A 14,171-nucleotide genomic window follows, 5' to 3' on the forward strand; every position below is an offset into this window, starting at 1 on the left:
CACTGTAGGAGCGGGTTTACCCGCGAATACGGTAGTCGCGGCAACGGTGAACGGCGGGTGGAGATTGGCCAGCAGGGCAGGCCCTTTCGCGGGCAAGCCCGGTCCTACAGGGGATTATGTAAGCCGGTGAATCAGTAGAACACCCGATACCCCACCAACCCCACCACTTCATTGAACAACTGCCCGCTCTGCCACATCGCCCGGCTCTCTGGCAGCAGCCCGCCAAACGGCCGCGCATGATCGCGCCCAAGGAACCCCACCGGCGCCGGCACCACCTCGAACCCCGCCTGTTCAAAACTCCAGCGTGAACGCTGCATGTGCCAGGCCTGGGTCACCAGCACCACCCGGCGAAATCCCAAAGGCTGCAGCACCTTGGCCGTCAGCTGAGCATTTTCCAAGGTCGTGCGGCTGGCCTCTTCGCGCCATTTCACCTCGACAGCGAAATCTTCATGCAAGCGTTCCGCCATCAGCCTCGCCTCGCTGGGCGGCGTGCCGTAATGCAACCCACCACTGGTCAACACTGGCAGGCCCGAAGCCTTGGCCAGCCGCGCGGCAAAGCGCATCCGTTCCAGTGCCGTGGCCGTGGGCTGGTCACCGCCACCCCAGGCCGGGTCCCCGCGCTCGCGCCCGGCGCCCAGCACCACAATGGCATCCGCCCGGCTCGCCAGGCCGGCCCAGTCGCTCACGGCCAGCGGCGGCTCACTTTCCAGCACACGGGCGGTTTCCTGCACCACCAGCGGCAGGCTCATCAACCACAGGCCACCCAGCCCTACGCTAAAGCAAAGCACCGCCAACCGGGGCCGACGCGTACGCAGCCACCATGCCGCAAGCAGCAGCAAGAACAGCACGCCTGGCGGCATCAGCCATTGTTTGATGAAGAATCGGATCGGCATCGGCCACACCTCCTTGGCAGGCGTGCAGCCTAGAAGGATCGACGCCGGTCAACAAGTGCGTACCGGCGTCGATCTTGAGTTGTGTGATAGTGAAGAACCGGCGCGCGATAGCCTGCGCCTGGCGTCCTGAACGGCTAGCGATGTGGCAGCGTCCTGGATCTCGCCGTACTGGCGGGGCGTTTCTTGTCCTTGAGCCAGATGATCTTGGCCGATGTCGGCTCCGCTTGTGGGTAACTGCCGACAGGGGCATTGTGGCGCTCCGGAAGGGATTCCAGGTAGGCCTTGATCACTTCGAACTCTGCGTGGCTCAGGCCACGCAACTCAAGCTCAGCTGGCATCTCGTCGCGCAATCGCACCGAGGTCCTGGCCGTTTCCAGTGCCAGGCCAAGCCGGTCGATCAGGCGCTCGTAAAGCTCCGGTCTGATTGCGGGTAGCTGCGTCTCTCCCATCCGTTCACCTCATTGAAGGTAAGAATATCTCCCCCCACACCTGAGCTTAGCGTCGCTGCAAAAAGCAGCCGTGCGCCGCGACCAGCGGCCATTCGCAACGAAGGTTTCCCACGATGCGCGGCGCTGCTGTATGCTACGGCGTTCACTCTAAACGACACCGGAGTGCCGGACGCAGCGAGGTTCCGCTGCCTGGAACAAGGTCTCTTCTCTCTCAGCCAAAAGTAGCCATGCACGAACAATACACGCCCCGTGATATCGAAGCCGCCGCCCAGAAGTTCTGGGACGAGCAACAATCGTTCGCTGTTACCGAACAGCCAGGCAAAGACACCTACTATTGCCTATCGATGTTCCCGTACCCGAGCGGCAAGCTACACATGGGCCACGTGCGCAACTACACCATCGGTGACGTGATTGCCCGCTACCAGCGCATGCTGGGCAAGAACGTCCTGCAGCCGATGGGCTGGGACGCTTTCGGCATGCCCGCGGAAAACGCGGCGATGAAAAACAACGTCGCCCCGGCCAAGTGGACGTACGAAAACATCGACTACATGAAGACCCAGCTCAAGAGCCTGGGCCTGGCCATCGACTGGGCACGTGAAGTCACCACCTGCAAACCCGACTATTACCGTTGGGAGCAGTGGCTGTTCACCCGCCTGTTCGAAAAAGGCATCATCTACCGCAAGAACGGTACCGTGAACTGGGACCCGGCGGACCAGACCGTACTGGCCAACGAACAAGTCATCGACGGCCGTGGCTGGCGTTCGGGCGCGCTGATCGAGAAGCGCGAAATCCCGATGTACTACTTCCGCATCACCGATTACGCCGACGAGCTGCTGGAGAGCCTCGACGAGCTGCCGGGCTGGCCTGAGCAGGTCAAGACCATGCAGCGCAACTGGATCGGCAAATCGCGCGGCATGGAAGTCCAGTTCCCGTACGACCAGGCCAGCATCGGCCACGAAGGCACCCTCAAGGTCTTCACCACCCGTCCGGACACGCTGATGGGCGCCACCTATGTCGCCGTCGCCGCCGAGCACCCGCTGGCCACCCAGGCTGCGCAGGGCAACCCGGCGCTGCAGGCGTTCATCGATGAGTGCAAGAGCGGCAGCGTTGCCGAAGCCGACATGGCCACCCAGGAGAAGAAAGGCATGGCCACTTCCCTGCTGGTCGAGCACCCGCTCACCGGCGAGAAGCTGCCAGTATGGGTCGCCAACTACGTGCTGATGCACTACGGCGATGGCGCGGTAATGGCCGTGCCGGCCCACGACGAGCGCGACTTCGAGTTCGCCCACAAGTACAACTTGCCGGTCAAGGCCGTGGTGCGCACCAGCGCTGGCGATGAAGTCGGCAGCGAGTGGCAGGCAGCCTATGGTGAGCACGGCCAGCTGATCAACTCCGCCGAGTTCGACGGCCTGGACTTTGCTGGCGCCTTCGACGCCATCGAAGCGGCCCTGATCCGCAAGGAACTGGGCAAATCGCGTACACAGTTCCGCCTGCGCGACTGGGGTATCAGCCGCCAGCGCTACTGGGGCTGCCCGATCCCGATCATCCACTGCCCGTCCTGCGGCGACGTCCCGGTGCCGGAAGACCAGCTGCCGGTCACCCTGCCGGAGAACGTGGTGCCGGACGGCGCCGGTTCGCCACTGGCACGCATGCCTGAATTCTACGAATGCAGCTGCCCGAAATGCGGTGCTGCGGCCAAGCGCGAAACCGACACCATGGACACCTTCGTCGAGTCGTCCTGGTACTTCGCCCGCTACGCCTCGCCAAACTACGACAAAGGCCTGGTCGACCCCAAAGCCGCCAACCACTGGCTGCCGGTAGATCAGTACATCGGCGGTATCGAACACGCGATCCTGCACCTGCTGTACGCGCGCTTCTTCCACAAGCTGATGCGTGACGAAGGCCTGGTCACCTCGAACGAGCCATTCAAGAACCTGCTGACCCAGGGCATGGTGGTCGCCGAAACCTACTACCGCGTTGCCAGCAACGGCGGCAAGGACTGGTTCAACCCGGCCGATGTCGAAATCGAGCGTGATGCCAAAGCCAAGATCATTGGCGCCCGCCTGAAGACCGACGGCTTGCCGGTGGAAATCGGTGGCACCGAGAAAATGTCGAAGTCGAAAAACAACGGCGTCGACCCGCAGTCCATGATCGAAGCCTACGGCGCCGACACCTGCCGCCTGTTCATGATGTTCGCCTCGCCGCCCGACATGAGCCTGGAATGGTCCGACTCCGGCGTCGAAGGTGCCAGCCGCTTCCTGCGCCGGGTCTGGCGCCTGGCTCAGGCTCACGTCAGCCAGGGCCTGCCAGGCAAGCTGGATGTTGCCGCCCTGGACGACGCGCAAAAGGTCATCCGCCGCGCCATTCACGCTGCCATCAAGCAGGCCAGCACCGACGTGGGCCAGTTCCACAAGTTCAATACCGCCATCGCCCAGGTGATGACCGTGATGAACGTGCTGGAAAAGGCCCCGCAAGCCACCGAACAGGACCGCGCCCTGCTGCAGGAAGGCCTGGAAGCCGTCACCCTGCTGCTGGCGCCGATCACTCCGCACATCTCTCACGCGCTGTGGCAGCACCTGGGCCACGCAGGCTCGGTGATCGATGCCGCCTGGCCAAGCGTCGACGAACAGGCGCTGGTGCAGGACTCCATTACCTTGGTGGTTCAGGTCAACGGTAAACTGCGCGGCCAGGTCGAGATGCCTGCCGCTGCCAGCCGCGAAGAAGTCGAAGCCGCTGCCCGCAGCAACGAGAATGTCCTGCGCTTCATCGATGGCCTGACCATCCGCAAGGTCATCGTGGTACCGGGCAAGCTGGTCAACATCGTCGCCAACTGATGAAAACGCCCACCCGCATCGATTGCGGGTGGGCGGAACAGGCCCAAAAGGGAGCAACAACATGATCAAACGCAATTTGCTGGTAATCGGCCTGGCGGTCATGCTCAGCGCCTGCGGTTTCCAGCTGCGCGGCACCGGCGCCACCGAGCTGAGCGTGAAGGAAATGGACGTCAGCGCGCGCAATGCCTATGGCCCGACCGTGCTCCAGCTGCGTGAAGTGCTGGAACGTAGCGGCGTCAACGTGCACGCCGGCGCACCGTATCGCCTGGTGCTGACCAACGAACAGGAGCGCGAGCGCTCGGCGACCTACAACAGCGGCAACCGTACCGCCGAGTACGAGCTGACCACCAAGCTGGACTACAGCATCCTGGGCCTGAACAACCTGGAGCTGATGAGCGACAAGCTGGAGGTGCGCAAGGTCTACGTGCGTGACGGCTCGAACATCACCGGCTCCGAGCAGGAAGCCAAACGCGCCCGCGAAGAAATGCGCCGCGACCTGGTCAACGCCATGGTCGTACGTTTGCAGATGCTGTCCCCGTCCCAACTGGATGAGCTGCAGCGTAAAGCAGACGAGCGCGCCCAAGCCGAAGCTGCCGCGCTGGAGGCTGCCCGCCGCCAGCAAGCCGAGACGCCTCAGCAATCGCCACTGGAAGTACCGGGCAACTAAGCCCGCGAGGGGCGCCCTCGGGCGCCCCACCTGTTCCCCATGAAACTTGCCCCCGCCCAACTCAACAAGCACCTGCAAGGCGCCTTGGCACCGGTCTACGTGGTCAGCGGCGACGACCCGCTGCTGTGCCAGGAAGCCGCCGACGCCATCCGCAATGCCGCGCGTCAGCAAGGTTTCGATGAACGCCAGGTATTCAGTGCCGACGCCAACTTCGACTGGGGCACCCTGCTCCAGGCCGGTGCAAGCCTGTCGCTGTTCGCCCAGCGCCGCCTGCTGGAACTGCGCCTGCCCTCGGGCAAGCCCGGTGACAAGGGTGCCGCTGCGCTGATGGAATACTGCGCCAACCCCGCCGAAGACACGCTGCTGCTGATCAGCCTGCCCAAGCTCGACAGCAGTGCGCAGAAGACCAAGTGGGGCAAGGCATTGATCGAAGGCACCCATTGCCAGTTCATCCAGATCTGGCCGGTGGATGTGCACCAGCTCCCGCAGTGGATCAACCAGCGCCTGCAACAGGCCGGCCTGTCAGCCCAGCGTGATGCCGTCGACCTGATTGCCGCGCGCGTGGAAGGCAACCTGCTGGCAGCCGCGCAGGAAATCGAAAAACTCAAGCTGCTGGCCGAAGGCAGCCAGATCACCGTGGAAACCGTGCAGGCTGCCGTCGCCGACAGTGCCCGCTTCGATGTCTTCGGCCTGGTCGATGCCATTCTCAACGGCGAGGCTGCGCATGCCCTGCGCATGCTCGAAGGCTTGCGCGGTGAAGGTGTGGAGCCGCCAGTCATCCTCTGGGCCTTGGCCCGTGAGCTGCGCCAACTGGCGGGGCTAGCCCAGCAGTTCAGCCAAGGCGTGCCATTGGACAAGGCGTTCAGCCAGGCCCGCCCGCCCATCTGGGACAAACGCCGACCGCTGGTCAGCAAGGCCCTGCAGCGCCTCTCCGCGCAACGTTGGGCGCAACTGCTGCAGGATGCCCAGCGAATCGATGCGCAGATCAAAGGGCAGGCTGAAGGTTCGCCGTGGATTGGCCTGGCGCGGCTGTCGCTGTTGATGGCTGGCCAGCGCCTGGCCCTCCCTCCGGAGTAACTGCGGCCGTCGTAGGAGCGGGTTTACCCGCGAATAGGCCGGACCTGCTAATCAATCTCCACCCACCGTTCATCGTTGCCGCCGCCACCGTATTCGCGGGTAAACCCGCTCCTACACATAGGCACCAGCGCCTCGACCATATACACAATCAATTGGCCCCCACCCTTCGGGGGGCCTACAGTGCGCCCGAAACTCACCCAACCCGGGAAGCCCACCATGAGCAAAAAGCCGAAAAAGCACGGCCCCAACAAGGCCAAGTCCATCGTTGCCCAGCCACTGTTCCGCTGCCGCCAGGAACAACCGAACAAGGGCAAAGGCAGCTACCGCCGCGAAGCCTTCCAATCCAGAGATTGGGAGGCTTCCTACTTTTTGGCTGCATGAAAGCATCGCAAGCGCAGGCATGGTATGGTCGTCACCTGACCTGCAACTCTGGATCTGTGCATGCTCTTCCGTCTTATCCCCCGCTGGGAAACCCGCCAGCTGATCGCGGCCTCCAGCTTCATCCTGCTCGTGGCCTGTGCGGAAAAGCCCACCGCCGCCGACGCGCTGCCACTGGCCCCTGCCCAACCCAATCCCGTGGTGACCGTGCCCGGCGCAACGCCCGACGTCAGCACTGACATCCAGCCCCTGCAAACCTTCGCCCAGTGGCAAGCGAGCTTCCGCGAGCAGGCCCTGCAAGCCGGCATTTCGCCGAGCACCTTCGACCGCGCCTTCCTCGGTGTCACCCCCGACCTGGACGTGATCAAGGCAGACCGCAGCCAGCCGGAGTTCACCCGCCCGGTGTGGGAATACCTCGAAGGCGCCCTGTCGCCCCTGCGTGTGCGCAACGGCAAGAAGCTGCTGGAGCAGAACGCCGAGCTGCTGACTCGCCTTGAGCAACGCTATGGCGTGGACCGCCAGGTGCTGGTCGCGGTATGGGGCATGGAAAGCAACTTCGGCCAGTTCCAGGGCAGCAAGTCGGTGATCCGCTCGCTGGCCACTTTGGCCTATGAGGGCCGCCGCCCACAGTTCGCCCAGGATCAGCTGATTGCCGCGCTGCAGATCATCCAGCACGGAGACATCCAGCCTGAAGCCATGCGTGGCTCGTGGGCCGGCGCCATGGGCCAGACCCAGTTCATCCCGACCACCTACAACACCCATGCCGTGGACTTCGACGGCGATGGCCGCCGCGACATCTGGAACAGCACACCAGACGCCCTGGCCTCAACAGCGCACTACCTGCAGAGTTCGGGCTGGAAACGCGGCCAACCGTGGGGCTTCGAGGTACAGGTGCCGGCCGGCTTCGACTTCTGGCAGGCCGATGGTGCACTGCGCAAACCGGTGAGTGAATGGCTGGCGATGGGCGTGAAACTGCCAGCGGGTACCCAGCTGCCGGCAGGTAGCAACCAGCTGTCTGCCGCCCTGCTGCTGCCGGCCGGTGCACGCGGCCCGGCGTTCCTGGTGCTGGACAACTTCCGCGCCATCCTCAAATACAACAACTCGTCGTCCTATGCCCTGGCGGTGAGCCTGCTCGGGGATCGCTTCAGCGGCTGGGGCTTCATTGCCGGCAGCTGGCCGAAAGAGGACCTGCCGCTCAGCCGCACCGAGCGCATGGAGTTGCAGAACTTGCTGAACAGCCGCGGGCATGATGCGGGTAATGCCGATGGCATTATCGGGGCCAATACCCGCAAGGCAATCCGCAATGCCCAGCAAGGGCTGGGATGGCCGGCGGATGGCTACCCGACCCACAAGCTGCTTGAGAGCCTGCGCCAGCAGTAAGCATTCCGGGGCCGCTGCGCGGCCCCGGTAATCTCACGCCCTGAACAGATCCTGCTCCAGCACCAGTGTTTGCTGAACACTGTCCAGCCTCACCCGAGCCCCCAGGGGCAAGCATACATTCGGGTCACAGTGCCCGCTGCGCCAACCCGCCAGCACCGGCACACCCAGCGGTGCAAACGTATCCTCCAGCAACGGCGTCAGCGCCGCTGTGGTAATCCCGGCAAAGTCGCCCACCAGCACGCCCTTGACCCCCTCCAGCTTGCCTGCCAGGCGTAACTGGGTCAGCAGCCGATCCACCCGGTACAACGGCTCATTGACGTCCTCGATGAACAGGATGCAGCCCTGGGTATCCAGCTCGGCAAGGGTCCCCATGGTCGCCCCCAGCATCGACAGGTTGCCCCCCAGCAACGGTCCGCTGGCCACCCCCGGCAGCACGCAGTCCAATGCGAAGCCCGCCGGGTGCGCGACCTGCTCGCCTGCCCTCACATGCCCACCCAGTTGCGCCAGCAACGACGACTCGGTCGGTGGCAACTTGGCCCCCAACAGGTCGGCATTGAGCATTCCCCCATGGAAGGTCAGCAGCCCGGCATGCCGGTAGATCGCCGTATGCAGTGCGGTGATGTCGCTGTAGCCGATCAGCGGCTTGGGGTTGCGCCGGATCAGTTCAAAGTCGAGCTGGTCAAGCAGGCGCATGCTGCCGTAGCCCCCACGCATGCACAGGATGGCGTCCATGGCCGGATCGGCAAACGCTGCATGCAAGTCCTGCAGGCGCTGCTGGTCCGGCCCCGCCAGGTAGCCCTGCGCCTGCAGGGCACCCGGGTAGATATGGCAACGGTAGCCGCGGTCAACGAACCACTGGCTAACCCTGTGCGCATCAAGCCGCGCCGCGCCCGCCGGGGCGACAATGGCAAAACATGCGTTGGCCGGCAGCGCGGCTGGCAGGGTGGGTTGGAAGGTTTTGGCGCAGTACATCGCGGCTCCTTGCAGCGCATTGGACACAAACAAAAATGCCGATGCCGCCCTTGGGCGCGCATCGGCATCTGTGGCTCCGCTCTAGGCTAGAGCATAGCTCAGAGCTTGATCTTGGCTTCGTGGGCCTGCTGGTCGGCGTGGTACGAAGAACGCACCAGCGGGCCAGAAGCAACGTTCTTGAAGCCCATCTTGTAACCTTCCTCGGCGAACCAGGCAAAGGTGTCCGGGTGAACGAAACGCTGCACCGGCAAGTGGCTGCGCGACGGCTGCAGGTACTGGCCGAGGGTGAGCATGTCGATGTCATGCTCGCGCATGCGGTGCATCACTTCGATCACTTCCTCGTCGGTTTCGCCCAGGCCGAGCATCAGGCCCGACTTGGTCGGTACGTGCGGCACCAACTGCTTGAACTTCTGCAGCAAGTCCAGCGACCAGTCATAGTCCGAACCCGGGCGCGCGGCCTTGTACAGGCGCGGTACGGTCTCGAGGTTGTGGTTGAACACATCCGGCGGCTCTTGCGCGGTGATCTCCAGGGCAACGTCCATACGGCCACGGTAGTCAGGCACCAAGGTCTCCAACTGCACGCCCGGCGACAGCGCGCGGATTTCCCGGATGCAGTCAGCAAAGTGCTGGGCACCACCGTCACGCAGGTCGTCGCGGTCCACCGAGGTGATCACCACATACTTCAGGCGCAGGTCGGCAATGGCGACCGCCAGGTTTTTCGGCTCGTCCAGATCCAGCGGCTTCGGTCGGCCGTGACCAACGTCGCAGAACGGGCAACGACGGGTGCAGATGTCACCCATGATCATGAAGGTGGCGGTACCACCCGAGAAGCACTCGCCCAGGTTCGGGCAGGAGGCCTCTTCGCACACGCTGTGCAGTTTGTGCTTGCGCAGCAGCTGTTTGATGCGGTCTACCTCGGGCGACACCGGGATACGCACGCGAATCCAGTCGGGCTTCTTGGGTAGCTCATCGGTAGGGATGATCTTCACCGGGATGCGCGCGACTTTGTCGGCACCACGCAGCTTGACCCCAGCTTCCACCTTCTTCGGCGCTGGGCGCGGGGTGGCATCCTGGGTAGGTATCAGGTTCGGCACGGCTTCTTGCACAGTTGTCATATTCAGTCGATTCCGCCCGTGAGGGTCGTCTGCTCAGCGTAGTCGAGGTGCTTGACCAGCTGTCCGCGCAGCCTTGTCCTGACCTCGTCGAGTTCGATCGGGCCTGCCAGGTCGCGCAGCTGGGTCATCGCCAGCCCCGCATAGCCGCAGGGGTTGATTCGGCGGAATGGCGCAAGGTCCATGTCCACGTTCAGGGCAAGGCCGTGAAACGAACGGCCGTTGCGAATTCGCAGGCCGAGGGAGGCGATTTTCGCTCCGTCGACATAGACACCCGGGGCATCGGGCTTGGCAGACGCCTGAACAGCATAGCTGGCGAGCAGGTCGATGAGGGCCAGCTCGATACGGCTGACCAACTCACGCACGCCAAAGCCCAGCCGGCGCACATCCAGCAGCAGGTAGGCCACCAGCTGCCCGGGGCCATGGTAGGTGACCTGGCCGCCGCGGTCGGTTTGCACCACCGGGATGTCGCCCGGCACCAGCAGGTGCTCGGCCTTGCCGGCCTGCCCCTGGGTGAAGACCGCAGGGTGCTCGACCAGCCAGATTTCATCCTGGCTGTCCGGGCTGCGCTGCTCGGTAAAACGACGCATGGCCTCCAGCACCGGTTCATAGGGCTGCAGGCCAAGCTCGCGAAAACCGAGGCAGGCGGACATCAAAGCACCATTTTCACGATGCCGGTAGCGCGCAGGGCGCTGTTGATATCGTGCAGCTGGTTCTCGCTTTCGGCAACGATGTGCAATTGCACGGTGGTGTACTTGCCTTCCTTGCTCTGGCGTTCGGCCAGGGTGGAAAGATCGACTTTGGCGTGCTTGCTGAGCACCTCGATGACCATGTCCTTGAAACCGACAACGGTGTCACCAATGACCTTGATCGGGTAATCGTCGCAAGGGAATTCGATCTTGTGCGACTTGACGTCTGGTTCGCTCATGGCGGAAACGGCCTCGTAAGCCGTGGCAACAACAACACCCCCGCGGTAGGCGCGGGGGCATGCAGGTCACGTATCAGTTGAACAACCCGTAGAAGAATAGACGGATGCTATCCCACATACGGCGGAAGAAACCACCTTCCTCGACGCCATCAAGGGCGATCAGGTCGGCACTGTGAATCACTTTTTCGTCCAGTTTGACTTCCACTTTGCCGATCACGTCACCTTTGGCGATCGGTGCGGTGAGCTGCGGGTTCATGGTCATCGAAGCCTGCAGGCGCTTCAATTGGCCTTTAGGCATAGTCATGGTCAGGTCGTCAGCCAGGCCAGCCTTGACCTGGCTGGTAGCGCCCTTCCAGACCGGCGCCTGGGTCAGCTCGGTGCCTTTCTGGTAGAAGGTCTGGGTTTCGAAGAAGCGGAAACCGTAGGTCAGCAGCTTCTGGGTTTCGGCAGCACGCGATTGCTCGCTGTTGGTACCGAACACCACGGCGATCAGGCGCTGGCCGTCACGAACGGCCGAAGCCACCATGCAGTAGCCGGCTTCGTCGGTGTGACCGGTTTTCAGGCCATCGACGGTCTTGTCACGCCACAGCAGCAGGTTGCGGTTAGGCTGCTTGATGTTGTTCCAGAAGAACTCTTTCTGCGAGTAGATGGCGTAGTGGGCCGGGTCGACGTTGATGATCGCACGGGCCAGGGTCGCCATGTCGTGCGCCGACGAGTAATGCTCGGGGTGCGGCAGACCGGTCGGGTTCATGAAGTGGCTGTTGGTCATGCCCAGGTCGGCAGCCGTCTTGTTCATCATGTCGGCAAAGGCGTCTTCGCTGCCGGCGATGTGCTCGGCCAGGGCGACCGAGGCGTCGTTACCGGACTGGATGATGATGCCGTGCAGCAGGTCGCTGACCGTTACCTGGCTACCAACCTTGATGAACATGCGCGAACCGCCGGTACGCCAGGCGTTTTCGCTGACGGTAACCGGGTCGCTTTCACCGATCTGGCCGCGGCGGATGTCCAGGGTGGCGATATAGGCGGTCATCAGCTTAGTCAGGCTGGCTGGCGGCAGGCGCTCGTCACCGTTGTTCTCGACCAGCACGTTGCCGCTGGACGCGTCCATGAGTACGTAGGACTTGGCTGCCAGTTGCGGTGGCGCCGGCGTCATCTGCTCCGCCGCGAAGGCGGCAGGCGTGATCAGCAGCAGTACAGGCAGGCAAAGTCGTTTGGCAAGGTTGGTGATGTTCATCCGTCTCTCGAAAATCGCTAATGGTCTGAGATGTTCCCTGGGCAAGATCATGTGCCCAGCGCCAGTCAGTCTAGTTTTATGGCCAATGGCCTGGCCCGCGAACGTGCGGCTTTATGTCGCTGCGGGCAAAAGCGGTCATTGTACATGGCCGCGACCGGCAATTCATGACAAAACCGATAGTTTGGTGTTGCCGTCTTCGCAGGCGCGCCCGCTCCCACAGTCAGTCTGCTGTGACCAGCTTTGCCTGCCCCAAGTTCGCCAGGCGAATGCTGTCTTGTGCTTGCTGGATCTCGCCCTGGCTGCCGATCGGCCCCAGGCGCACGCGGTGCAGGGTCTGCTGGTTACGCACGATCGAGCTGATGAACACGGGTGCATTGACCATGGTGCTGAGCTTGGCGCGCAGCAACTCGGCAGCGTCCGGGTTGGCGAACGCGCCTACCTGCAAGAAACTGCCACCGTTACCGCCGGGCACGTTGTTGCCACCCACCTGTACGGGTACCACGGGCGCTGCGTGCTGCTGTGGCGGCGGGGTCCACTGCTCGACCCGCCCGGTACTGGCCGGTATTGCCTGGGTCTGCGCCACTTGCGGCTCCTTCAGCACCATCGGCGGCGTTTGGCCGCGCTGAGCCCACCACTGCTGCGGATCGATACCCTCGACGCGCACATGCGCGGTGCCGATCTCGGCATAGCCGAGCTTTTTCGCGGCAGCATAGGACAAGTCGATGATTCGGTCGGAATAGAACGGGCCACGGTCGTTCACCCGAAGGATCACGCTGCGGCCGTTCGCCAGGTTGGTCACCCGCACATAGGCTGGCAGCGGCAGGGTCTTGTGCGCTGCGCTCATGCCATACAGGTCGTACAGCTCGCCGTTGGCAGTGTTCTGCCCGTGGAACTTGGTGCCGTACCACGATGCCGTACCCTCGGCGCGGTAGTTGCGCGAGTCCTGCATCGGGTAGTAGGTCTTGCCCAGCACGGTGTACGGGTTGGCCTTGTAGTTACCGGTGTGCACGGTCGGGGTGGCATCGGGGATCTTGTTCACATCCACGTCCCACCACGGTGCGCCGTCCTTGTGCGCCCGGTTGATGTCCAGGCCCGGCTGGCTGCGCACGACATTACCACTGCTTTTCGGGGCCGGGCGGTTGGAAGAGCAGCTGACCAGCGCCACACCGACGGCGAGGCAGGTGAGCAGCTTGAAAGCGTTGCCAGAGATGATTGCGCGCATTACTTGACGCCCCGTACTTGAACCAGCTGTTCCGCAAGCTGATGTACCGCCATGGCATACATCACGCTGCGGTTGTAGCGAGTGATCGCGTAGAAGTTCTTCAGGCCCATCCAGTACTCGGGGCCGCTCTCGCCCTCGAGACGGAAGGCGGTAACCGGCAGATCATCGCGCAGCGAATCATGAACCGACCAGCCCAGCGTACGCAACTCCCCTACCGTTTTCACCGGCTCGATGCCGGTGGTCAGGCCTTCGTCGGCGCGCTCACCTTCCACCCAGGCGCGACTGACCACACCCTCGCCGGCCACCCAGCCGTGGCGCTTGAAGTAGCTGGCCACGCTGCCGATGGCATCGTCAGGGTTGTTCCAGATATTGATATGGCCGTCCCCGTCGAAGTCCACCGCGTAGTTGCGGAAGCTGCTTGGCATGAACTGCGGCAGCCCCATGGCGCCGGCGTACGAGCCCTTGAGCGTCAAGGGATCAAGCTGCTCCTCACGGGCCAGCAGCAGGAACTCTCGCAGCTCCTTGCGGAAGAACTCGGCCCGTGGCGGGTAGTCGAAGCCCAGCGTCGACAGGGCGTCGATCACCCGGTAGTTGCCGGTATTGCGGCCAAAGAAGGTTTCCACGCCGATGATCGCGACAATGTACTGCGCAGGTACGCCGTACTCCTGCTCGGCACGTGCCAATACAGCCTCGTGCTGACGCCAGAAATCCACACCGCGAGCGATACGCGCATCGGTGATGAACATCGGCCGGTAGTCCTTCCACGGTTTGACCCGCTCGGCCGGGCGCGAGATGGCGTCGAGGATCGACTGCTTGCGCTGCACCTCACGAAACACACCCATCAGTTGCTCAGGCGCAAAACCATAGTCGCGGCTCATTTCGCCAACAAACGCGGCTACCTCGGGCGAGCCGTCGTATTCGCCGGCATGGGCCAGCTGTACAGCGCCGAACAGGCCCACCGCACCGATCCAAGGCGCACAACGGGCAGCCCAGTTACGCACTGCTTGCATGAAATTGTTCACCTT

At 63.3% G+C, this 14,171-nt stretch carries 14 protein-coding genes; 5 read left to right on the forward strand and 9 right to left on the reverse strand.

Annotated features, from left to right (window positions below; genetic code table 11):
• Positions 1-131: 131 nt before the first annotated feature.
• Together ACF8O8_RS23240 and ACF8O8_RS23245 are read right to left on the reverse strand one after the other, a co-directional pair.
• Entirely contained in the window at positions 132-893 is a 762-nt protein-coding gene (locus ACF8O8_RS23240) for a YdcF family protein (protein WP_392510558.1), read from the reverse strand.
• A 134-nt stretch (positions 894-1,027) separates the two neighbouring features.
• Positions 1,028-1,342, reverse strand: a complete 315-nt coding sequence (locus tag ACF8O8_RS23245; protein WP_010955411.1) for a hypothetical protein — start codon at positions 1,340-1,342, stop codon at positions 1,028-1,030.
• Positions 1,343-1,569: 227 nt separating this feature from the next.
• Here ACF8O8_RS23245 and leuS point away from each other — a divergent pair, with 227 nt between their 5' ends.
• The 5 genes from leuS to ACF8O8_RS23270 all read left to right on the forward strand — a co-directional run bounded on the left by leuS (position 1,570) and on the right by ACF8O8_RS23270 (position 7,678).
• Positions 1,570-4,176, forward strand: coding sequence for a leucine--tRNA ligase (gene leuS, locus ACF8O8_RS23250; RefSeq protein WP_004576918.1), 2,607 nt, complete (start codon positions 1,570-1,572; stop codon positions 4,174-4,176).
• 61 nt (positions 4,177-4,237) lie between these two features.
• Positions 4,238-4,843, forward strand: coding sequence for an LPS assembly lipoprotein LptE (gene lptE, locus ACF8O8_RS23255; RefSeq protein ID WP_020193850.1), 606 nt, complete (start codon positions 4,238-4,240; stop codon positions 4,841-4,843).
• Between the two features lie 39 nt (positions 4,844-4,882).
• On the forward strand, positions 4,883-5,920 hold the full coding sequence (gene holA / locus ACF8O8_RS23260) for a DNA polymerase III subunit delta (protein ID WP_014592530.1): 1,038 nt from the start codon (positions 4,883-4,885) through the stop codon (positions 5,918-5,920).
• 216 nt (positions 5,921-6,136) lie between these two features.
• Positions 6,137-6,301 (forward strand): alternative ribosome rescue factor ArfA, encoded by a 165-nt coding sequence (gene arfA / locus ACF8O8_RS23265; RefSeq protein WP_003249747.1) that lies wholly within the window; start codon positions 6,137-6,139, stop codon positions 6,299-6,301.
• 60 nt (positions 6,302-6,361) lie between these two features.
• Entirely contained in the window at positions 6,362-7,678 is a 1,317-nt protein-coding gene (locus ACF8O8_RS23270) for a lytic murein transglycosylase (RefSeq protein ID WP_392510559.1), read from the forward strand.
• A gap of 33 nt (positions 7,679-7,711) precedes the next feature.
• Here ACF8O8_RS23270 and ACF8O8_RS23275 read toward each other — a convergent pair whose 3' ends face one another.
• The 7 genes from ACF8O8_RS23275 to mltB all read right to left on the reverse strand — a co-directional run bounded on the left by ACF8O8_RS23275 (position 7,712) and on the right by mltB (position 14,156).
• Complete coding sequence (locus tag ACF8O8_RS23275) at positions 7,712-8,650, reverse strand: LD-carboxypeptidase (protein WP_392510560.1); 939 nt, start codon at positions 8,648-8,650, stop codon at positions 7,712-7,714.
• 98 nt (positions 8,651-8,748) lie between these two features.
• Positions 8,749-9,765, reverse strand: coding sequence for a lipoyl synthase (lipA, locus tag ACF8O8_RS23280; RefSeq protein ID WP_003249742.1), 1,017 nt, complete (start codon positions 9,763-9,765; stop codon positions 8,749-8,751).
• 2 nt (positions 9,766-9,767) lie between these two features.
• On the reverse strand, positions 9,768-10,415 hold the full coding sequence (lipB, locus tag ACF8O8_RS23285; RefSeq protein ID WP_003249738.1) for a lipoyl(octanoyl) transferase LipB: 648 nt from the start codon (positions 10,413-10,415) through the stop codon (positions 9,768-9,770).
• Complete coding sequence (locus ACF8O8_RS23290; protein WP_010955417.1) at positions 10,415-10,690, reverse strand: DUF493 domain-containing protein; 276 nt, start codon at positions 10,688-10,690, stop codon at positions 10,415-10,417. Before ACF8O8_RS23290 ends, lipB begins: the two co-directional genes overlap by 1 nt.
• Positions 10,691-10,763: 73 nt before the next feature.
• A complete protein-coding gene (locus ACF8O8_RS23295; protein ID WP_010955418.1) occupies positions 10,764-11,924 on the reverse strand; it encodes a D-alanyl-D-alanine carboxypeptidase family protein in 1,161 nt (386 codons plus the stop codon).
• Between the two features lie 220 nt (positions 11,925-12,144).
• Entirely contained in the window at positions 12,145-13,146 is a 1,002-nt protein-coding gene (locus tag ACF8O8_RS23300; RefSeq protein WP_392510561.1) for a septal ring lytic transglycosylase RlpA family protein, read from the reverse strand.
• The gene (gene mltB, locus ACF8O8_RS23305) at positions 13,146-14,156 is read right to left on the reverse strand and encodes a lytic murein transglycosylase B (protein WP_014592536.1); all 1,011 of its coding nucleotides are present in this window, start codon (positions 14,154-14,156) and stop codon (positions 13,146-13,148) included. The genes ACF8O8_RS23300 and mltB overlap by 1 nt, the downstream gene beginning before the upstream one ends.
• Positions 14,157-14,171 lie beyond the last annotated feature (15 nt).

The sequence above is a fragment of the Pseudomonas sp. TYF_14 genome (assembly GCF_043105275.1).
In the GTDB taxonomy this organism is placed as follows: domain Bacteria; phylum Pseudomonadota; class Gammaproteobacteria; order Pseudomonadales; family Pseudomonadaceae; genus Aquipseudomonas; species Aquipseudomonas alloputida.

Excerpts from the sequence above, each read along its gene's own strand:
- ACF8O8_RS23240 (WP_392510558.1), bottom strand. The coding sequence starts at position 893 with ATGCCGATCCGATTCTTCATCAAACAATGGCTGATGCCGCCAGGCGTG.
- ACF8O8_RS23245 (WP_010955411.1), bottom strand. The coding sequence starts at position 1,342 with ATGGGAGAGACGCAGCTACCCGCAATCAGACCGGAGCTTTACGAGCGC.
- leuS (WP_004576918.1), top strand. The coding sequence starts at position 1,570 with ATGCACGAACAATACACGCCCCGTGATATCGAAGCCGCCGCCCAGAAG.
- lptE (WP_020193850.1), top strand. The coding sequence starts at position 4,238 with ATGATCAAACGCAATTTGCTGGTAATCGGCCTGGCGGTCATGCTCAGC.
- holA (WP_014592530.1), top strand. The coding sequence starts at position 4,883 with ATGAAACTTGCCCCCGCCCAACTCAACAAGCACCTGCAAGGCGCCTTG.
- arfA (WP_003249747.1), top strand. The coding sequence starts at position 6,137 with ATGAGCAAAAAGCCGAAAAAGCACGGCCCCAACAAGGCCAAGTCCATC.
- ACF8O8_RS23270 (WP_392510559.1), top strand. The coding sequence starts at position 6,362 with ATGCTCTTCCGTCTTATCCCCCGCTGGGAAACCCGCCAGCTGATCGCG.
- ACF8O8_RS23275 (WP_392510560.1), bottom strand. The coding sequence starts at position 8,650 with ATGTACTGCGCCAAAACCTTCCAACCCACCCTGCCAGCCGCGCTGCCG.
- lipA (WP_003249742.1), bottom strand. The coding sequence starts at position 9,765 with ATGACAACTGTGCAAGAAGCCGTGCCGAACCTGATACCTACCCAGGAT.
- lipB (WP_003249738.1), bottom strand. The coding sequence starts at position 10,415 with ATGTCCGCCTGCCTCGGTTTTCGCGAGCTTGGCCTGCAGCCCTATGAA.
- ACF8O8_RS23290 (WP_010955417.1), bottom strand. The coding sequence starts at position 10,690 with ATGAGCGAACCAGACGTCAAGTCGCACAAGATCGAATTCCCTTGCGAC.
- ACF8O8_RS23295 (WP_010955418.1), bottom strand. The coding sequence starts at position 11,924 with ATGAACATCACCAACCTTGCCAAACGACTTTGCCTGCCTGTACTGCTG.
- ACF8O8_RS23300 (WP_392510561.1), bottom strand. The coding sequence starts at position 13,146 with ATGCGCGCAATCATCTCTGGCAACGCTTTCAAGCTGCTCACCTGCCTC.
- mltB (WP_014592536.1), bottom strand. The coding sequence starts at position 14,156 with ATGCAAGCAGTGCGTAACTGGGCTGCCCGTTGTGCGCCTTGGATCGGT.